Source organism: Kribbella sp. NPDC049227 (assembly GCF_043197265.1).
Taxonomy (GTDB): domain Bacteria; phylum Actinomycetota; class Actinomycetes; order Propionibacteriales; family Kribbellaceae; genus Kribbella.
The window spans coordinates 818,834-836,292 of the sequence record NZ_JBICST010000004.1 but is presented as its reverse complement, the minus strand read 5'-3'; the positions used below and the strand labels follow the sequence as shown (position 1 = coordinate 836,292).

The 17,459-nt window shown below is 68.5% G+C and carries 21 protein-coding genes; 12 read left to right on the top strand and 9 right to left on the bottom strand.

Features of this window, described 5'->3' with window-relative positions:
* Positions 1–139 precede the first annotated feature (139 nt).
* From ACGFH6_RS21845 to ACGFH6_RS21835, 3 genes are all read left to right on the top strand, one after another.
* Complete coding sequence (locus tag ACGFH6_RS21845; RefSeq protein WP_393386559.1) at positions 140–1,540, top strand: MFS transporter; 1,401 nt, start codon at positions 140–142, stop codon at positions 1,538–1,540.
* 94 nt (positions 1,541–1,634) lie between these two features.
* Entirely contained in the window at positions 1,635–1,790 is a 156-nt protein-coding gene (locus ACGFH6_RS21840) for a DUF6131 family protein (RefSeq protein WP_165555900.1), read from the top strand.
* 77 nt (positions 1,791–1,867) lie between these two features.
* A complete protein-coding gene (locus tag ACGFH6_RS21835) occupies positions 1,868–2,209 on the top strand; it encodes a YciI family protein (RefSeq protein ID WP_131362556.1) in 342 nt (113 codons plus the stop codon).
* Here ACGFH6_RS21835 and ACGFH6_RS21830 read toward each other — a convergent pair.
* Together ACGFH6_RS21830 and ACGFH6_RS21825 are read right to left on the bottom strand one after the other, a co-directional pair.
* The gene (locus ACGFH6_RS21830; RefSeq protein WP_393386556.1) at positions 2,201–2,983 is read right to left on the bottom strand and encodes an enoyl-CoA hydratase/isomerase family protein; all 783 of its coding nucleotides are present in this window, start codon (positions 2,981–2,983) and stop codon (positions 2,201–2,203) included. The two genes, ACGFH6_RS21835 and ACGFH6_RS21830, sit on opposite strands and share 9 nt — an antisense overlap.
* Positions 2,984–3,059: 76 nt before the next feature.
* Positions 3,060–3,581, bottom strand: a complete 522-nt coding sequence (locus ACGFH6_RS21825; protein WP_393386553.1) for an ester cyclase — start codon at positions 3,579–3,581, stop codon at positions 3,060–3,062.
* A gap of 56 nt (positions 3,582–3,637) precedes the next feature.
* On the opposite strand from ACGFH6_RS21825, the gene ACGFH6_RS21820 reads away from it, so the two are divergent.
* Positions 3,638–4,285 (top strand): TetR/AcrR family transcriptional regulator, encoded by a 648-nt coding sequence (locus ACGFH6_RS21820; RefSeq protein ID WP_393386551.1) that lies wholly within the window; start codon positions 3,638–3,640, stop codon positions 4,283–4,285.
* A gap of 268 nt (positions 4,286–4,553) precedes the next feature.
* Positions 4,554–5,399 carry an SH3 domain-containing protein gene (locus ACGFH6_RS21815; RefSeq protein ID WP_393386548.1) on the top strand — a complete coding sequence of 282 codons (846 nt, stop codon included), beginning with the start codon at positions 4,554–4,556 and terminating at the stop codon, positions 5,397–5,399.
* A gap of 57 nt (positions 5,400–5,456) precedes the next feature.
* On the opposite strand, the gene ACGFH6_RS21810 is transcribed toward ACGFH6_RS21815, so the two are convergent.
* Positions 5,457–6,740 carry an FAD-binding oxidoreductase gene (locus ACGFH6_RS21810; protein WP_393386547.1) on the bottom strand — a complete coding sequence of 428 codons (1,284 nt, stop codon included), beginning with the start codon at positions 6,738–6,740 and terminating at the stop codon, positions 5,457–5,459.
* 85 nt (positions 6,741–6,825) lie between these two features.
* On the opposite strand from ACGFH6_RS21810, the gene ACGFH6_RS21805 reads away from it, so the two are divergent.
* Positions 6,826–7,584: a phosphotransferase family protein gene (locus ACGFH6_RS21805; RefSeq protein WP_393386545.1), complete on the top strand. Its 759-nt coding sequence runs from the start codon at positions 6,826–6,828 to the stop codon at positions 7,582–7,584.
* Here the strand turns inward: ACGFH6_RS21805 and ACGFH6_RS21800 are convergent.
* Positions 7,568–8,458: a sigma-70 family RNA polymerase sigma factor gene (locus ACGFH6_RS21800; RefSeq protein WP_393386542.1), complete on the bottom strand. Its 891-nt coding sequence runs from the start codon at positions 8,456–8,458 to the stop codon at positions 7,568–7,570. The two genes, ACGFH6_RS21805 and ACGFH6_RS21800, sit on opposite strands and share 17 nt — an antisense overlap.
* 86 nt (positions 8,459–8,544) lie before the next feature.
* Between ACGFH6_RS21800 and ACGFH6_RS21795 the strand changes: the two genes are divergently transcribed.
* The 5 genes from ACGFH6_RS21795 (at position 8,545) to ACGFH6_RS21775 (ending at position 12,836) form a co-directional block, all read left to right on the top strand.
* Entirely contained in the window at positions 8,545–9,339 is a 795-nt protein-coding gene (locus ACGFH6_RS21795; RefSeq protein ID WP_393386539.1) for a glycoside hydrolase family 16 protein, read from the top strand.
* 145 nt (positions 9,340–9,484) lie between these two features.
* Positions 9,485–10,522 carry an anthranilate phosphoribosyltransferase gene (gene trpD, locus ACGFH6_RS21790; RefSeq protein ID WP_393386536.1) on the top strand — a complete coding sequence of 346 codons (1,038 nt, stop codon included), beginning with the start codon at positions 9,485–9,487 and terminating at the stop codon, positions 10,520–10,522.
* The gene (locus ACGFH6_RS21785; protein WP_393386535.1) at positions 10,522–11,466 is read left to right on the top strand and encodes a sigma-70 family RNA polymerase sigma factor; all 945 of its coding nucleotides are present in this window, start codon (positions 10,522–10,524) and stop codon (positions 11,464–11,466) included. The genes trpD and ACGFH6_RS21785 overlap by 1 nt, the downstream gene beginning before the upstream one ends.
* A gap of 59 nt (positions 11,467–11,525) precedes the next feature.
* On the top strand, positions 11,526–12,299 hold the full coding sequence (locus tag ACGFH6_RS21780; RefSeq protein ID WP_393386533.1) for a YybH family protein: 774 nt from the start codon (positions 11,526–11,528) through the stop codon (positions 12,297–12,299).
* Between the two features lie 9 nt (positions 12,300–12,308).
* Entirely contained in the window at positions 12,309–12,836 is a 528-nt protein-coding gene (locus ACGFH6_RS21775) for a GNAT family N-acetyltransferase (protein ID WP_393386530.1), read from the top strand.
* Here ACGFH6_RS21775 and ACGFH6_RS21770 read toward each other — a convergent pair.
* From ACGFH6_RS21770 to ACGFH6_RS21755, 4 genes are all read right to left on the bottom strand, one after another.
* The gene (locus tag ACGFH6_RS21770; protein ID WP_393386527.1) at positions 12,817–13,581 is read right to left on the bottom strand and encodes an alpha/beta fold hydrolase; all 765 of its coding nucleotides are present in this window, start codon (positions 13,579–13,581) and stop codon (positions 12,817–12,819) included. The genes ACGFH6_RS21775 and ACGFH6_RS21770 overlap by 20 nt on opposite strands.
* Before the next feature lie 12 nt (positions 13,582–13,593).
* Positions 13,594–14,394: a DUF3626 domain-containing protein gene (locus tag ACGFH6_RS21765; protein WP_393386524.1), complete on the bottom strand. Its 801-nt coding sequence runs from the start codon at positions 14,392–14,394 to the stop codon at positions 13,594–13,596.
* A complete protein-coding gene (locus ACGFH6_RS21760; RefSeq protein ID WP_393386521.1) occupies positions 14,385–15,392 on the bottom strand; it encodes an acyltransferase domain-containing protein in 1,008 nt (335 codons plus the stop codon). Before ACGFH6_RS21760 ends, ACGFH6_RS21765 begins: the two co-directional genes overlap by 10 nt.
* A gap of 85 nt (positions 15,393–15,477) precedes the next feature.
* Positions 15,478–16,398, bottom strand: a complete 921-nt coding sequence (locus ACGFH6_RS21755; RefSeq protein ID WP_393386518.1) for an AraC family transcriptional regulator — start codon at positions 16,396–16,398, stop codon at positions 15,478–15,480.
* Positions 16,399–16,513: 115 nt separating this feature from the next.
* On the opposite strand from ACGFH6_RS21755, the gene ACGFH6_RS21750 reads away from it, so the two are divergent.
* Positions 16,514–17,077, top strand: a complete 564-nt coding sequence (locus ACGFH6_RS21750) for an NADPH-dependent FMN reductase (RefSeq protein ID WP_393386516.1) — start codon at positions 16,514–16,516, stop codon at positions 17,075–17,077.
* A 4-nt stretch (positions 17,078–17,081) separates the two neighbouring features.
* On the opposite strand, the gene ACGFH6_RS21745 is transcribed toward ACGFH6_RS21750, so the two are convergent.
* The gene (locus tag ACGFH6_RS21745) at positions 17,082–17,435 is read right to left on the bottom strand and encodes a VOC family protein (RefSeq protein ID WP_393386514.1); all 354 of its coding nucleotides are present in this window, start codon (positions 17,433–17,435) and stop codon (positions 17,082–17,084) included.
* Positions 17,436–17,459: the final 24 nt, after the last annotated feature.

The following is a 17,459-nucleotide window of genomic DNA, read 5'->3' as shown; positions in this document are numbered from 1 at the left end:
GTGACCCCCTGTTACCCGGTACGTCGTAACAGCTGAACCCACTTCGACAGATTCGGGATGTCGAAGTCGTCCGGCCGGACCCGACGTCTCCACCGAGTGACGCTCAGCCGGAGCGTCCCGCCGTACTGGAGATGTTCACATGGTGACCGAGAAGAAGCGCTGGTTCGCGCTGGCGCTGCTGTGTCTGACCGGGTTCATGATCATTCTGGACGCGTCGATCGTGCTGGTCGCCGTGCCGTCGATCGAACGTGAGCTGACCTTCTCGAGCGGCGGTGTGCAGTGGGTGCCGAGCGGCTACGCGCTGATGTTCGGCGGACTGCTGCTGCTCGGTGGACGCATCTCCGACCTGCTGGGCAGGCGGCGGGTGTTCATGACCGGCCTGGTGCTGTTCGGTGCGTGCTCGCTGCTGTGCGGGTTCGCCTGGAGCGGTGACGCACTGGTCCTCGCGCGTGGCCTGCAGGGCGCCGCGGCCGCCGTACTTGCGCCGAGTGCGTTGTCGATCGTGATGACGACGTTCCCGTCCGGGGCGGACCGCAACAAGGCGCTGGGGATCTGGGGCGCCACCAGCGGCGTCGGCGGTACGGCGGGATCCCTGATCGGAGGGCCCGTGACCGATGGCCTCGGCTGGGCGTGGATCTTCTTCATCAACGTGCCGGTGTGCGTGCTGGTCCTCGTACTGGCTCCCGTACTGCTGATGGACAGCCGCGGACCGGGCCGGCGTGGGTTCGACGTAGCCGGCGCGGCCAGTGTGACCGCCGCACTCATCGTCCTCGTGTACGCCGTCATCGAGGCACCGGAGTCGTCCGTCGGGCGGACCGTGGCGTTGATCGTGGTGTCCGCGCTGCTGTTCGGTCTGTTCGTGCTGGTGGAGAAGCGGTCCGCCGCACCACTGGTACCGCTGCGGATCTTCCGCTCACGCAGCCTGGTCGGTGGCAACCTGATGACAATCGCCTGGGGCCTGGCGGCGTTCGGGCTGAACTACATCTACACGCAGTACGCCCAGCTGGCCTTGGGTGTTTCCGCGATCCGCTACGGCCTGATGTCCGCCGTACTCGCGGCTGCCGCTGTGGTCGCGTCGATGGTCGGACAGCACCTGGTCACTCGCGTCGGACCCCGCCGGGTCGGGTTCGTCTCACTGCTGATCGCAGGTGTCGGTACGACGCTGATGTGCATGCTCACCGTGGACTCCGGCTACTTCGAGCTGGCCTTCTGGGGTCTGACGATCTTCGGCGCCGGTCTGGGTGCCGGAACGGTTGCCGGCGCCATCGCCTCCCTCAGCGACGTCGCCGGTGAGGACTCCGGGGTCGCGTCAGGCCTGCAGAACGCCAGCTTCCAGATCGGCGGTGCGGTGGGTGTCGCAGTACTGTCCGCCGTCGCTACTGCGGCCACGACCGGGACCACACCGATCGCTCTGACGCATGGCTACCGGATCGCCTTCGTGGCCGTCTGGAGCTTCATCGTCGTGGGCCTCGCCGGCTGCGGTCTGCTGGTCAGCCGCAAGCAGTCGACGCAAGGGCAGCTAGAGCCGGCAACCTCCTGACATCAAACACTTGTTGGAGGTTCGGTATCGCCGGAGTGGGCACCGGATGTTGGTGGCCGCCACTTCCGCCCGGCGGTCCTGAGAAGGAGGCTTCATGCTCATCCTCGGTTTGATCCTGTTGATTCTCGGGTTCCTGCTGAGTATCCCGATCCTGTGGACGATCGGCATCGTCCTACTCATCGTCGGGGCCGTGCTGTTCCTGCTCGGATCCACCGGCCGCGCCGTCGGCGGACGACGTCATTGGTACTGATCCGGCGCGAGCCGCAGAACCCCGCGAACCGCTTCGGTTCGCGGGGTTCTGTCCGCCCACGTCGCTACGGTGATCCCATGAAATACGTCGTGATGATCTTCCGGAGCACCGACCGCACCTGGACCGACGAGGACCAGCGCGGTCTCGGCAGGCTGATCAAGCTCGAGAGCGAGCTCGCGGCCAGCGGCGAGCTGGTCAGTTCAGAGGGGCTGCAGCCACCGGAGGAGGGCCGGATCGTGCAGATCCGCGACGGTGTCCAGGTGGTCACCGACGGCCCGTTCGGCGAGACCAAGGAGCAGCTCGCCGGCTTCTTCATGGTCGACGTCGCCGACGACGCCCAGGCCGAGGCGATCGCGGCCCGGGTCTCCGCCGCGGTCGGCGACCGGGTGGAGCTGCGCGGCACTCTGATCTCAGCCTGAGCTGCCACGCCACGGGAAGTCGGGTGAGCGCTTCTCGGTGAAGGCCGCGATGCCCTCCGCGAGCTCGCCACTGGCGATCGTCTCCCGGTAGCGCCGCAGCGCCCGCGCGTCCGCATCAGTTCCGGCCAGCAGCGCGTTGACCGTCTCCTTGGCCGAGCGGACGGTCAGCTGCGAGCGCGACACCATCGCGGCGGCGAACGCCCCGGCCGCCGCCAACGGATCGTCGGCGACGCGATCCACCAAGCCCTTCAGCTCAGCCTCGTCCGCGCTGAGCAGTTCGCCACTGAACAGCAGGTACTTCGTCGTCGCGGGGCCAACCAGGTCGAGCAGCACCTTGATCGCGTCCGGCGGATAGACGACCCCGATCCGGGCCGGCGTCACCCCGAACGTCGCGTCCCGGGCCGCGAACCGGAAGTCGCAGTTCACCGCGAGCTCCAGCCCGCCGCCGATGCAGTGCCCTCGCACCACGGCGATCGTCGGCTTCGGGAACTCCCGCAAGGCTGCCTGTGCCCGCAGGTTGAACGCCCGCAGTTCGGCCATCGGGTCGGCCGGATCGGTCCCGGAGATCAGCTCCCCGATGTCGGCCCCGGCGGAGAAGCTCGGCCCGGCGCCGGTGACGAGCAGCACCTTCACCTCGTCGTCGGCGGCCAGCTCTGCGAGCAGACCGGGCAGGACCTCCCACATCGCGCGCGTCAACGCGTTCCGCTTCGCGACGCGGTCGATCACCAGCCGGGCCACCGCCCCGCCTTCGACCCGGAACCCGAGCTCGTCCACCCCCGCAGTCAACCAGCAACCCGCCCAGCCCGCCGCGCCCTGGATCACACGCGCGATGGTGTTGGGCCGGCGTCAGCTATCCACCCCGCTTGACCCGGGACTTGGCTCGCGCCATCCGGAACAGGTAGGCCGGGGTCGGCGGGACCCAGCCGAGCTGCTTCGCCTGACCGAGGTCGTCGCGGTTGGCCCAGTGCTCGACGACCATGCCGTCCTCCAGCCGGAACCAGTGCGACTGCGTGATCGCGAAGGTCTTCCCGGTCGGCGGGAACACCGTGTCCACCCCACCCGCCGGTGTGTACACCGCGAACGGCGCGACATGCCGCCCACTCATGGTCGAGTTGATCGCCACCAAGTTGCCGTCGGCAATTACATGGTGGATCTCGTAGGCCAGCCCTTCGAACGCGGTCCGCAACCAGAGTGCGGTCGCGTAGTACCCGGTGGGTCCCCCGACCCGGCACTCCGGCGGCTCGACGTCGTCCTCGCGGTTGACCGCGTCCGGATGGACCAGCGCGTCGAAGTCGGCCCGGTCACCGTCGGCCATGATGCGGATGGCGCGGACGGCGAGCTCACTCGCCGACACGCCTGCTGTGGTACTCATCGCTTCCCCCAATAATTCGATACAGTGTGACTGTACTCAAAAGCATGGGATCCGGAATGACCGAAGTCAAGAGGCAGTACGACGCGACCGGACGGCGCGAGCGTGCCCGGCATCGCCGCCGTGACGTCGTGATCGCGGCGCGCGATCTCTTCGAGACGGACGGTTTCCAGGCGACCACGATCAGTGCGGTGGCGAAGCGGGCCGGCGTCTCGGCCGAGAGCATCTACAAGGGATTCGGCACCAAGGCCGTGCTGGCCAAGGCCGTGTTCGACTTCGTCATCGCCGGCGACGACGAGCCGGTGCCGATGGCCGAGCGCCCCGAGTCCCACGCCATCCAGGCCGAGCCCGACGTACGCCGGAAGATCGCGCTGTACGTCGACGGCCTGGTCGTCCGGCAGCAGCGGTCCGCCCGGGTGCAGATCGTGATTCGGGACGGCCGGCTCAGCGACAAGACCCTGCGCGAGACCTGGCAGACGCTGATGGACGAGCGGCTGACCGGGATGACGATGCTCGGCCGCCATCTGCTCGAGACGGGCGATCTGCGCGACGGGATCACCCTCGACGAGGTCGCCGATGTGCTGTGGACCTACATCTCGGTCGAGTTGTACGAGCTCCTGGTGCTGGTCCGCGGGTGGTCACCGGAGCGGTACGCCGGGTTACTCACAAGCGCCGTGATCGACGCCTTGTGTGGACCAAGCGTTTGATCTCAGCACGATCACATCCGGATACCGGGCAGATCACGCTCAGCGCCCGCGGCGGATGTTCGTAATGCGTTAAAACTGGGGGTCGATTGCGAACCCCGCCGGGATCTGTGCTTGACTCCTCCGGTCGATAACGTTTTGGTCTCGGCAGATTGGGTTCTGGAAAGTGTCTGCAGGACGGCATAGACAGGCGCGGCACCGTCAACCGCGCCCGAAGGTGATCCGGCCCGGCATCGTGAAAGTGGCGATTCCCGGCGCAGCAGTGGCCCTGGTGGCTACCGGTTCGGCGGCCGCACTCCCTGGTCAGCAAGTCCATCTGAACACCTCGATCGCCAGCTCGTCCCTGCAGCTGGCGCGCGACGCGGCCACCAGTCGGGACGCTCTCCGTCCCCCGCTGGACGTCACGCCGTCCACTCCGGCTCCGAAGCCGAAGGCGGCCCCGACGGCGAAGCACCTGAAGAAGCAGGCGCCGATCCCCAAGCCGTCGCCGACGAAGACCCGCACCGCCGAGCCGCCGAAGGTGATCGGCTCGAAGTACACCACCACCGACGTGAACCTCTGGTCGCTCCCGCTGACCGGCGTCCTGCTGGACGTGCTGCCGAAGGGCACCAAGGTCTCGGTCTCCGGCAAGGTCGACGGCATCTGGGCCGAGGTCGTCAGCGACGGCAAGTCCCGCTGGGTCAAGGCGCAGTACCTGTCCGCCACGAAGCCGGTGGCGAGCACGGCGGGTGCCATCTCCCAGGCCGCCTGCAAGTCCGGCTCGTCGGTCGAGGACGGGCTGACCCAGGACGCGATCCGCGTCCACCGCGCGATCTGCGCCAAGTTCCCGGACATCTCGTCGTACGGCGGTCTGCGGTCCGGCGACAGCGGTTCGGAGCACTCCAGTGGCCGTGCGCTCGACATCATGGTCAGCGGGTCGGAGGGCCAGGAGGTCGCCGACTGGCTGCATGCGAACTACAAGAAGCTCGGCATCAGCCAGCTGATCTGGTCGCAGCACATCTGGACGGTCCAGCGCAGCAGCGAAGGCTGGCGCGCGATGGAGGACCGCGGTGGCACCACCGCGAACCACTACGACCACGTGCACGTGAGCGTGTACGGCAACTCGGGCACAGTCTGAGCCGAGCGGTCTCGAGCGAACCGGTCCCCAGCCCTCCCGGGGACCGGTTCGCTGTGTTCAGGGGCGGATGTTCGCGTTCAGGTGGAAGAAGTTCGCCGGGTCGTAGGCCCGCTTGACCTCGCGCAGCCGGCGCAGGTCGTCCGGTGCGTAGGCCGTGTCCGCGCGGCCGGGGTCGCCGAGGAAGTTCACGAAGGTGCGACCCGAGTTCGGCACCAGGTCGGCTGGGACCTCCCGGTCGATGATCAGCGAGTACGACGCTCCGCGGTGCCCGACCGGTCCGGCGCCGGGACCCGGGTGAGCCATCGCGCCACCCCAGTGCCGGATCTCGACGGTCGGTGCGTCCTCGTCCTCGAAGCCGGTGACCGCGTCGATCACGTCGTCGGTCAGGGTGTCCAGGAAGTCGAGGTGCCGGGCCGGCGTACCGCCCATCGCGGCCTCGCCGTACTCGACGGTGCGTAGCTCGCCGGCCAGTCGCGGTCCGGCGACCTCGAACAGCGGCTTCAGCAGGTGGTCGGCCAGTTCGGCTTCACCGGCGTACAGGACCTTGATCGCGACGGCGCGCTGCTCGGTGCCGGCGACGCGGGTCAGGACGACACCGGTGCTCAGTTCGTTCGGGATCGTGGCGGTCCAGTCGCGGTACCGGCGCAGGATGGCGGCCGCGCGGTCGATGCCGTAGTACACGATGCCGGCGTGGACCTGGCGGACCGGGTACAGCCGGAACTCCAGCGAGGTGACGATGCCGAAGTTCCCGGTTCCGCCGCGGATCGCCCAGAACAGGTCGGGGTGGTGCTCGGCGCTCGCGGTGACGAACCGCCCGTCCGCGGTGACGATCTCGGCGCGGATCACGCTGTCGGCCGCGAAGCCGTACTTGCGCGCCAGCCAGCCGACCCCGCCGCCCAGCGTGTAGCCGGTGACGCCGACGTCGCGGTGCGATCCGGACAGCGGCGCGAGCCCGAACTGACCGGCGGCGTCCAGCACCGCACCCCAGCGCGCACCCGGCGCGACCTTGGCGACCCGGCGTTCCGGGTCGACCAGGACCGTCGTCATCTGCGTCGTCTTCAGGAGGATCCCGCCGTCGGCCGGTACACGCGTCCCGTGGCCGGTGGCCTGCACCGCGATCGGTACGCCGTACTCGCGCGCCGTCCACACCGCCGCCTGCACGTCGGTCCGGCTGCAGGCCTCGGCGACCACCAGTGGCCGCGAGTCCACCGTCGGGACCACGGACTTCCGCTGTACGTCGTACTCCGCCTCACCCGGCAGCCGGACGGCGCCGTTGAACCCGGCCCCCAGCAGCCCTGCCACCACATCACTCGCAACCGGCACCAGCGCCTGTGTCGACATCCGAACCACTCCCTCGCCGTATCCGCTTCTACAGACACGTCGAAGGACCGGTGCCGTTATCGACACCCCCGGCAAACTTGTCCCGATGACACACACAGTCGAGGCCGACGACTCGGTTCTCACCAAGCACTACACGTCCTGGTCCCGCGACGAACCGGGTCGCGAGTGGGCCGCTCTGACCTTGCTGTCGCGCCAGGCCCCCGACCTCGTACCGGCTCCGCTGGCGCGCGCGTCCGACCCGCGGCCGTGGGTCTCGATGTCGGTGCTCCCAGGGGAACCGCTGAGCGGTGTGCTGACCGTTGGGCAACTCGAGGGGCTTGGCGAGGCACTCGAGGCGCTGTGGTCGATCGATCCTGACGGCCTCCCACCGGTCGGCGTCCCGGCGGTGATCGACCGGACCTCGCGTTCGCTCGCTGTATTGCGCGAAGGCCACGGCGTGATCGCGGACGCGGCCTCGGCAGCCGACGACTGGCTCGGGACCGCGGTTGAGGTCCTGACCGCGGTCCAGGATCCGGTGGTCGGCCACGGCGATCCGAATCTGGCGAACTACCTCTGGGACGGGACCCGGATCCGGATCGTCGACTTCGAGGACGCCGGGCGAGGCGACCTCACGCTCGAGCTCGCCAACCTCGTCGAGCATCTGTCCAGCCGTGACACCGAGTGGAGCACGGTGGTGTCACGCTTCCCCGTCGATCCGGAGCGCTTCCGTGCCGGCCGCTCGCTGTGGGCCGCGTTCTGGCTGACGCTCATCGGACCCGGCGGGCCGAGCGCCGCCCGGAATCCTCCCGGTACGGCGGAGGCCCAGGCGGAGCGCGTGTTGTCGCTGGTCAGGCCGACAGCTTGAGCTGCTGCGTGCGGTCGAGGTCGGCGAGGATGTTGATCTCGGTGATCTTGCCGTTCACGACTGTGATGTCCATGACGCCCATCACGCGGCCGTTCAGGACTGTGACCGTCCCCGGCATGCCGTTGATCAGCGCGTGCTCGGTGTGCGGCGCCATCCGGGTGAACAGCAGCGCCTGCTCGACCACCGCGCGTGCACCGCGGACCAGCTTCGACACCGCCGGGCCGGCGTACTCCGCCGACGCCGCGCCCGCGTCGGCGCGCAGTACGACGTCCGGGTCGAGCAGCTCGAGCAGGGCCTCGAAGTCTCCACCGCGCGACGCGGCGAGGAACGCGTCGACGATCTCCCGCTGACGGCCCGGATCGCCGTCGCCCGCCGGCGCACCCTGGACCCGGCGCCGGGCCCGGCTGGCGAGCTGCCGCGTGGCGGCCGGTGACTTGTCCACGATCTGCGCGAGCTCGTCGAAGCTCACCCCGAACATGTCATGCAGTACGAAGGCCAACCGCTCCGCCGGCGCCAGCGTCTCCAGGACGACGAGTAGCGCCAGACCGACCGCATCCGCCTGGACCGCCTGGTCCTCCGGGCTCGGACCGTTGTCCTGCCGGATCGAGATGGGGTCCGGCACGAAGGTGTCCAGCGAGTCCTCCCGCCGCGACTTGCGGCTGCGGAGCATGTCCAGGCAGACCCGCGACACCACTGTGGTCAGCCAACCGGCCAGATTGCCCACTTCACTCACGTCCGACCGGTTCAGCCGCAGCCACGCTTCCTGCACGGCGTCCTCGGCCTCCGTGAGCGAACCGAGCATCCGGTACGCGACAGCTCGCAGCTGTCCCCGGTGCTGCTCGAACTGCCGCGCCAGCTGGTCGGTGTCGTTCACAGGGCCTCCCTCATCCCGATCCACCTCATCTGACGGATCGGGCCACCATGATGTGACAAGACGGTCCGAGGACCCATCATGGGGGCATGCCCACGACCCGTGGTGAGCTGGTCTTCGAGGACCGCTTCGACGGTGCCGCACTGGATGAGTCGGTGTGGTCGCCGTACTACCTGCCGCACTGGAGCTCCCGCGCGGCGTCAGCAGCGTCGTACACCCTGGGTGACTCGTGTCTGACCCTCAGCATCCCGTCGGACCAGGGACTCTGGTGCTCCGGGGACCACAAGCCGGATCTGCGTGTGTCGGGGATCCAGTCCGGCAACTACTCCGGTCCGGTGGGGAGCACCGTCGGCCAGCAGCCGTACCGAGAGGGGCTGGTCGTCCGCGAGGAGCAGCCGCCGTTCTGGGGCTGGACACCCAACGGCGGGTACGTCGAGCTCCGGGCGCGGGCCGACATCAGCGCGCGCTCGATGGTGTCGCTGTGGATGGTCGGGCTGGAAGACAGTCCGGAGCGCTGCGGCGAGATCTGCGTGATGGAGGTGTTCGGCGACGCGGTCGTCCCCGGCGTGTCCACCGCGGTCGGGATGGGCCTGAAGACCATCCGCGACCCGTCGGTGCCGCAGGACTTCGAGGCGGTGCCGCTCCCGATCGACCTGCGCGACTTCCACACGTACGCCGTCGAGTGGACCGCCGGCCAGGCCGACTTCTCCGTGGACGGCGCCCCGATCCGCACCTGCGCGGGCGCTCCGTCGTACCCGCTGCAGCTCATGCTCGCCGTCTTCGACTTCCCCGACCGCAGCATCGGCGACGACGACGCCCTGGTCCCCACCTTCACCGTCGACCACATCCGCGGCTGGAACGTTGCACAGGAGCTGGTCGCTTGACTATCGTCGCTGGCATGTTCCTGCGCGCGGGTATGTGGTGGGCCGTCGACTAGACGGCTGCTTCCGCGCGTAACCGACCGGCCGTCTCCTGCGAGGCGGCCGTTGTCATGTCCTCGTGGGCGGCCCAGCACCCTGAGGATTGCCGATGGCAACAACACTCCGGACCTGGTCCGGACTCATCTCCGCCCTCCTGGCCGGCTCCGACCTGACCGAGGCGGACACCGGCTGGGCGATGGACCAGTTGGTGCTGGGCGATGCGTCTCCCGCGCAGATCTCCGGCTTCCTGATCGCCCTGCGGGCCAAGGGCGAGACTGCCGCCGAGATCACCGGGCTGGCCACGGTGCTGCGCTCGCACGCCACGCCAGTGCGGATCGGCGGACCGTTCGTGGACATCGTCGGGACCGGCGGCGACCGGACCGGGGTCGTCAACGTCTCCACGATGGCCGCTGTGGTGGCGGCGTCGACCGGAGTGACCGTGGTCAAACACGGTGGGCGGGCCGCGTCCTCGTCGGCGGGTGGCTCGGCCGATCTGGTCGAGCATCTGGGTGTTCCGCTCGACCTGTCCGCGGTGGACGCGGCTCGGGTGGCGGCAGAGGCCGGGCTGACCTATCTGTTCGCGCCCCGCTTCAATCCGGCCTTGCGGCATATGGCCGTAGTACGACGTGAGCTCGCAGTACCCACGGCGTTCAACGTGCTGGCACCGCTGCTGAACCCGGCGGACCCACAGCACGCGCTGGTCGGAGTGGCAAACCCGCAGATGCTGCCGGTGATCGCTCAAGCCCTTGCACAGCAAGGGAAAACGGCTCTCGTCGCTCGCGGCGACGACGGGTTGGACAAGCTGACCACCACGGGGTACTCCCGCGTGTGGGTCGTGTCCGGTGGGACGGCGTCGGAGGTGGTGTTCGATCCGCGGTCGCTCGGGTTGAGACCGTCGTCCTTGGCCGAGCTGCGTGGCGGAGACGCTGCCTTCAGCGCCCGGGTACTGCGGGGTCTCGTCGACGGTGAGTCCGGTCCGGTGCGGGACGTCGTACTGCTGAATGCTGCTGCCGCTCTGGTCACCCTGGAGCTGGGGAACGGTCTGCTGCTGGAGCAGTTGGCTGACTGTCTGGAACGGTGTCGCGAGGCGGTGGACAGTGGGAAGACGGCTGACACCTTGGAGCGCTGGGCGTTAGCGTGCAGGTGATGCGTGAGCTCTTGGACGCGGCACGTGCCGGTGATCAGGACGCCTTCGGACAGTTGGTGGGGCCGTGGCGTGGGGAGCTGCATGCGCACTGCTACCGGATGCTCGGATCCGATGCTGACGCGGAGGACGCCGTCCAGGAGACGCTGCTGCGGGCGTGGAACGGCCTGAGCGGGTACGACGACCGCGGATCGATCCGGCCATGGCTCTACAAGATCGCCACGAACCGCTGTCTCACGCTGATCGAACGGCGTGGGCGCCGGGAGCTTCCGGTCGGTCTCGACGGCCGGAGCGAGGTCCTGTGGTTGGAGCCTTATCCGCAGAGCCGGCTGGAGTGGACCGCCTCGCTGAGTCCGGAGGCGCGAGTGCTGGCGCTGGAGTCGGTGGAGCTGGCGTTTGTGGCATCGCTGCAGCACCTGTCCGCGCTCCAGCGGGCAGTGCTGCTGTTGCGCGACGTACTGGCGTTCGCTGCTCGTGAAGTGGCCGAGCTGCTGGAGACGTCGGTTGCCGCGGTCAACAGTGCGCTGCAACGGGCTCGGGCGGTGATACGGGCAGTGCCCAGCCAGCAGTCTGCGGTGCCTGAGGCCGCGGAGCGTGAGCTGGTACGCCGGTACGTGGCCGCGTGGGAGGCGGGTGACGTCGACACGATCGTGGCGATGCTGGCGGAGGACGCGAAGTACTCGATGCCGCCGCTGCCGGAGTGGTTCTCGGGTCGGGCTGCGATCCGCTCCTTCCTGGTCGAAGGGCCGCTGCGGGAGGAGTGGCGGTTCCTGCCGGCGCGGGCGAACGGGCAGCTCGCGTTCGGGACGTACCGGTGGGACGGGTCGCGCTTCGTGCCGGGCGGGCTCGACGTACTGGTGCTGCGCGGGCCGGAGATCGTCGAGGTCGTCTCGTTCCTGGAGGCGGATTTCCCGTCGTTCGGGCTGCCGTCGTCGCTGTCGCGATGAGTTTCCGTCGTTCGCCGGGTTGTAGGCGGTGACAGTTCCTTCGGAAGGACGGACGAGAGATGACTGACGAGCAGGAGATCCGCACGCTGATCGAGAACTGGGTCACCGCGGTCCACGCCGGCGACCTGGACACGGTCCTGACCGACCACGCCGACGACATCGTGATGTACGACGTACCGCCGCCGTACGACGGGGTGCGCGGGATGGACGCCTATCGCGAGACCTGGCCCGGGTTCTTCGAGTGGCAACGGGCCGGGGCGTCGTTCGCGCTGGAGTCGCTGGAGGTTGTGGCGGGGGCGGAGGTCGCGTTCGCCTTTGCGTTGCTGCGGTGCGGGACGGCCGAGGAGTTCGAGGCCAACCCGGCTCTCCGGCTCCGGCTGACGATCGGTCTGCGCAAGCAGGACGGCCGGTGGGTCGTGACGCACGAACACCACTCGTTCCCGCACGACGACGTACCGCCGGCGGTCGCCTCCGACGAGATCCGCGGTGTGCTGGACGGCTGGTCGGTTGGCACGGCCGCCGGCGACTTGGACGCGTTGATGGAGCCGATCGCCGAGGACGTCGTGTCCTACGAGATCGACGGCAACTACACCGGGAAGGCGGCCGTCCGCTCAGTGTGCGCGGCGGGCCTCGACTCCAGCCCGAACCCGATCAGCTTTGTGGTGCCTGACTTTGGCCTGGCGGTGGGCGGCAGCCTGGCTGTCGCGTGGTCGAACGATCACATCACGGCCGACGGCGTCGAGACGACGTCCCGGGCGACTCGTGTCTTCCAGAAGACCGCCGACGGCTGGCGGATGGTCCACCAACACCTGTCGTATCCAGCTCATGCCTAGGCTCGTGGCATGGAGCCTGCCGTGTCTCTCCGCCCGCTGGTCCTGTCCGATGTGGCGACGTACGCCGTCTGGGGACAGGATCGGCGGTTCTGCGAGCACGCCGGCTGGACCGTCAACCTGCCACTGCCAGACCACGAGGTCCACTGGCACAAGCTGGTCACCCGGCCACCTTCCGACCTCCTGCGTCTCGCGGCAGTCGCCGGCAACGAGTTGATCGGGTACGTCGACCTGCACGGCGATGAGCCATATCGGCGTGAACTGGGGTACGTCGTCGGTCCGTCCGCCCGCTGGGGCCAGGGCCTCGGCACCACCGTCGCCCGCCTCGGCCTCGCGCACGGCTTCGACGCACTGGACCTCCAGGAGATCTGGGCCGAGGCCGTGGACGCGAACCGGCCCTCGATCCGCATCCTCACCACCCTCGGCATGACCGAGACCGGTCGCGGCCACGAAGAGCCGTTCCTCGGCGCTCCGTCCTTCTACCGTCAGTTCGCCATCACCAGAACCTCGTGGGAACTCGCTAGCGGCCGGCCACTCTGAGGATCGTCTCGGCCACGAGGGCTGGGTTCCGGAGGCTCGGGAGGTGGTCGACGCCGGGCATCCAGATGAACTCGGCGTCCTGGATCCGCGCCGCCGTCGCCCCCGCAACCGCGGCCAGGATCGGCTGATCCTTGTCACCCACCATCACCACGGTCGGGGCCAGCACCTCCTGCAACCTGTCATAGACCGGCGGATCGGGCCGAAAGTACTTGTCCTGCGTCAGCCAGCCCGGGACGGCCGCTCGCATCTGAGCAACCGCCGCGTCGTCATGGCCGGCCGCGGCGCCGAGCCTCAGCCCGAACCGCACGAGGCCTTCAATATCGTCGGCGGCGACGAGCGCCTCGTACTCCGCGTCGATCTCGGGCTCGTCCGGCATCGGGAACCCGGGCACCCCCGGACAGAGCAGCACCAGCCCCTGCACCCGCCCGGGATCCGCCAGCGCGAGGCCCAGCGCCGTACCGCCACCCATGGAGCACCCGACCAGCACCACCCGCTCGAGCTGCAACTGATCCAGCACCGCCACCAGGTCCTCGAGCCGCGAGTACTCACCGGTCGGTGCGTCCGATCGCCCGTACCCCCGCACGTCGTACCGCACCACCCGATGCCGCGCGGTCAGCTCCGGCATCACCGGATCCCACACCCGCGAGTCACCGATCCCAGGATGCAGCAACACCACCGCCACCCCATCCCCCGCCAAATGCTCCGCCCAAACCTCGCCACCCACGACGGGAATCCTCAGCTCCATACCCCCACCATGTCAGCCGCGGAGGCCGAACCGTGCCAGGTAGTGCCACACCCGCTTCAGGTCCTGCGCGTCGTACTGTCCCGCCGCGTCATCGATCACCCGTGGTGTCAGTACGCCGTCCACCGCGATCCGTGCGCCGAGCTCGACGTACTGCGGTCCGCGGTACTCCGGATGTCGTCTGAGCTCGTCGACGGTCAACCGGAAGCCGGTGTGCCACTCCACCGGACATGCGAGCCGGTCGGCCGCCGACTCGACCGGAGTACCGCGGTAGCTCGGATCCAGCACCAGCGCCTCGACATCCCGGTCCAGCCGCACCGGTCCGTGCACCTGTGCCTCGATGTAGGCGTCCAGTACGTCGCAGTCGTCCGCCTCAGCCAACGCGATCAGCCCCATCCGCTCCGCCACCCCGAAGTGCTCCGGCTCCAAACAGCTGTCGGGATAGCAGAACGTCGACCGAGCCACCGCATCCGCACTCAACCGCAAATGCGCCGACCCGAACCGCGGTGCACCTCCCACCGCCTTCCGCCGAAAGTTCAACGCGCCATACACCGGCCGCTCGCATGCCGCAGCCTCGTCGTACACCCCACCAAACATCCGATTCTCCCACCGCCACCGATCCCCACCCTGGTGCGCAGTCAACCCACCATTACTGGTCCCGGTAACGAACTGCGACCCATAAACCCCATCCCCCACCAGCCCCTCCACCACCCGAACCCCAGACTGAAAATTCACCGTCACCCGCAACCCCGGCTCGACTCCAGCACCCACCGACAATCCACCGACGTACTCCAACGCGCGCCGCGTCAGCTCCATGGCAGGTCCGAGTGGAGGATGCCGGTGCGGTTGTGCCAGTGGCGGCCGGAGCGTAGGTGGGTGACGTAGGCGCGTTGGAGGGTGGTGTCTTGCGGCACTCGGGCCAGAGCTTCGTCGTTCAACGGGCCTTCGGGCACTGGCAGGTGCAGGCCCAGGCGCATGAGTTCGCGGTCGCCTTCGCTGGGGTCGTCGGGCGGCACGAGGGGGAGGAGGTTGAAGCGCTGCTGGAAGCGGATGATGTTGGAGTCCGGCCGCAGGTACTCGGACAGCTGTGGGTCGAGCAGCCACGACGTACAGACGAATGCCGTCAGCGGTTCCTCTGGATACCACTGGGCGAACGACTCTGCTGCCGTGGCAACGGATTGTTCGGAAGCCTGCGAGTCCAGCGGACCGATCGGCGGGATATGCATCATCAGCACGTGTCCGGAGACTCCGTCTCCGAGTCCCAGCTGGGCTCGGGTGAAATCATGCCGGCCGATCTCGTAGTCCGCACCGCGGAACCTCAGCGGCGGTCCCCAGAGATACATCAGCCCCACGCCGGCGCGACCGGTGATCTGACGATGAGTCGCCATCACACCTCCCAGTGCGGAGACCGTGGCGACGCTCACCGACTCCGGAACACCCCGCTGCGCATGCAGCTCGAGCAGCCGAGGCAGCTGCGCCAGCAACGCCCACGCAGCGGCGAACAACCCCACTGGCGATGCCGAGGCGGGCACCGTCGGCCACGCCTTGAAGCCGGTCGACGGGACTGCGTGACCCATCTTCTGGTCGAGCTCACCAGCCATGGCTGACATGACTGCCCACCAGTCCGGATCCCGCACTGGGTCCGGCCGCGCTGCGAGCATCGCCCGACGATCAGCCGCGGCCACCCCGCAGTACTCCATCAGCGACTCGGCCTCATCCGGTAGCTGCACGTCCTCGCCGACCGGCAATCCCCGCAGCCACGCACGATCCGCCGCCCCGAACCCGAGCCGCTGTGCCGCACCGTCCACATCCACGTCCGCATCCCTTCGCCGAGGCCCGATCACTCACCTCGACCCCAGCACGGGCCGCGGCTGAAATGCACGACTCGTGTGAGTCACCTCACAAGGAGCTCTTGCGGTAGGAGCCCGGGGTAACGCCGTACTCGCGTTTGAAGGCGGCGGCGAAGGCGTACTCGGTGGCGTACCCGACCCGAGCCGCGATCTGGGCGAGCAAGAGGTCGGTACTGCGTAGCAATTGGCCGGCGACGGTCATGCGCCACCAGGTGAGGTAGGTGACGGGTGACTGGCCGACCAGGTGCGTGAAGCGTTTGGCGAACGCCGCACGCGACAGTCCGACCAGATCCGCGAGATCGGCGACCGTCCACGACCTGTCGGGTTGGTCGTGCATCGTGCTGAGGGCCTTGCCCACGAAGACGTCCTCGAGAGCTGTGCTCCAGGCAGCATCCGGGTGTTCCTCATGCCAGCTGCGCAGGATCTGGATGAAGAGGAGGTCGAGCAGGGACGAGACGGCCGCGTCACTCCCCGGTCGACGAGCCGACAACTCATCGGCGAGGAGAGAAACGGTGGCACCGAGATCACCCTGGCGGCCGAGACGTGCCGGCAGATGCAGTACGTCGGGGAGCCGGCTGAGCAAGGGATGACGTCTCCCCTGGTCGAAGAAGTAGACGCCGCACAGCATGACCGACCGCGGGCCTGGCGGCCGCGGCCCGTCCGGTCCGATGACCACAACGCCGTCGTCGTACTGCCCCGATGAGTCGTCGACCAACTGCCGGACCTCCCGCGCCGGATCGTCGGCGAGGATGTGGTCGGAGCCGGCCGGCAGCAGGAGTACGTCGCCCACCGCAAGCGAAGTGATCGCACCTCCCGGGCTGACGAGGTACACGGATCCTTCGAGGATCAGGTGGAGGCCGGCGCCCGGGACAGCGGAGTACCGCCGGGCCCATGGCGGATGGCACTCGACGACGAAGGATCTCGGTCGGCCCATCCGCGTCGCCGAGACGAGCTGGCTCAACACGTCCATGTTCGACAGCCTACGTGCAGACGCTCGCGTATTTTTCGGAGCTGCTCGCGCATGGAGAGTGTTCAGCCCGGCGACTAGCGTCGACGGCGTTGGCAATCCAGTGAAAGGCAGACAAGTGACGAAGATTGCGGTCATCCTCGGCAGCACCCGCCCCGGCCGCCTCGGCGAGGGCGTCGCCGCCTGGGTCTACGAGCAGGCGCGGCAGCATGGCGGGGCCGAGTTCGAGTTGGTCGATCTCAAGGCGGTCGGGCTGCCGCTGCTCGACGAGCCCGGGGTGCCCATGATGGTGCGCGGGCAGCACCCACATACCGTGCGCTGGGCTGAGATCGTCGAACGCTTCGACGGTTTCGTGTTCGTCACCGCGGAGTACAACCACGGCATCCCGGCCGCCCTCAAGAACGCGCTGGACTTCCTGTACGCCGAGTGGAACCACAAGGCGGCCGGCTTCGTGAGCTACGGAGCCGACGGAGGCGCGAGGGCGGTCGAACAGCTTCGCCAGGTGATGGCACAACTGCGGATCGCGGACGTCGGTCCCCAGGTGACGCTGAACCTGGCCACGGACTTCGTCGCCTACAGCGAGTTCAAGCCGCAGGGCCATCAGGAGACAAACCTGAAGGCAGTCCTCGACGAGGTCATCACCTGGTCCGAAGCCCTCCGCGAAGTCCGCGCCGCCGCCTGAGCACTCACTCGCCTTGTTCCAAACAGAATTCGTTCCCTTCGGGGTCCGCCATCATGACCCAGCCGCCGGGGGATGCGGTACGGCGGTCGTCGACGATGGTGGCGCCCATGGCCTGCAGTCTGGCGAGCTCCTCGTCCTGCGGGCCGCCCTGGGGCAGGAGGTCGAGATGGACCCGGTTCTTGACCGTCTTGGGCTCGGGGACCTGGACAAAGACGAGGCGAGTGGTGGCTTCGTTGTCTGGGGCAACCACCCAGAAGGGGTTGCCCGGCATGTCGACGTACGTCGCGGGCCAGCGGGTGACGCCGCTCCAGAACTCGGCCTGAGCGGCAGAGTCGCCGCAGTCGAAGGTGACGTTCAAGATCGTGCTGTGCAATTGCTTCCT

What these genes read in the sequence shown, in the direction of transcription:
- ACGFH6_RS21840 (WP_165555900.1), top strand. Translation starts at nt 1,635, where the DNA reads ATGCTCATCCTCGGTTTGATCCTGTTGATTCTCGGGTTCCTGCTGAGT.
- ACGFH6_RS21810 (WP_393386547.1), bottom strand. Translation starts at nt 6,740, where the DNA reads ATGTCGACACAGGCGCTGGTGCCGGTTGCGAGTGATGTGGTGGCAGGG.
- ACGFH6_RS21825 (WP_393386553.1), bottom strand. Translation starts at nt 3,581, where the DNA reads ATGAGTACCACAGCAGGCGTGTCGGCGAGTGAGCTCGCCGTCCGCGCC.
- ACGFH6_RS21805 (WP_393386545.1), top strand. Translation starts at nt 6,826, where the DNA reads ATGACACACACAGTCGAGGCCGACGACTCGGTTCTCACCAAGCACTAC.
- ACGFH6_RS21795 (WP_393386539.1), top strand. Translation starts at nt 8,545, where the DNA reads ATGCCCACGACCCGTGGTGAGCTGGTCTTCGAGGACCGCTTCGACGGT.
- ACGFH6_RS21765 (WP_393386524.1), bottom strand. Translation starts at nt 14,394, where the DNA reads ATGGAGCTGACGCGGCGCGCGTTGGAGTACGTCGGTGGATTGTCGGTG.
- ACGFH6_RS21845 (WP_393386559.1), top strand. Translation starts at nt 140, where the DNA reads ATGGTGACCGAGAAGAAGCGCTGGTTCGCGCTGGCGCTGCTGTGTCTG.
- ACGFH6_RS21755 (WP_393386518.1), bottom strand. Translation starts at nt 16,398, where the DNA reads ATGGACGTGTTGAGCCAGCTCGTCTCGGCGACGCGGATGGGCCGACCG.
- ACGFH6_RS21835 (WP_131362556.1), top strand. Translation starts at nt 1,868, where the DNA reads ATGAAATACGTCGTGATGATCTTCCGGAGCACCGACCGCACCTGGACC.
- ACGFH6_RS21770 (WP_393386527.1), bottom strand. Translation starts at nt 13,581, where the DNA reads ATGGAGCTGAGGATTCCCGTCGTGGGTGGCGAGGTTTGGGCGGAGCAT.
- trpD (WP_393386536.1), top strand. Translation starts at nt 9,485, where the DNA reads ATGGCAACAACACTCCGGACCTGGTCCGGACTCATCTCCGCCCTCCTG.
- ACGFH6_RS21820 (WP_393386551.1), top strand. Translation starts at nt 3,638, where the DNA reads ATGACCGAAGTCAAGAGGCAGTACGACGCGACCGGACGGCGCGAGCGT.
- ACGFH6_RS21775 (WP_393386530.1), top strand. Translation starts at nt 12,309, where the DNA reads ATGGAGCCTGCCGTGTCTCTCCGCCCGCTGGTCCTGTCCGATGTGGCG.
- ACGFH6_RS21785 (WP_393386535.1), top strand. Translation starts at nt 10,522, where the DNA reads ATGCGTGAGCTCTTGGACGCGGCACGTGCCGGTGATCAGGACGCCTTC.
- ACGFH6_RS21780 (WP_393386533.1), top strand. Translation starts at nt 11,526, where the DNA reads ATGACTGACGAGCAGGAGATCCGCACGCTGATCGAGAACTGGGTCACC.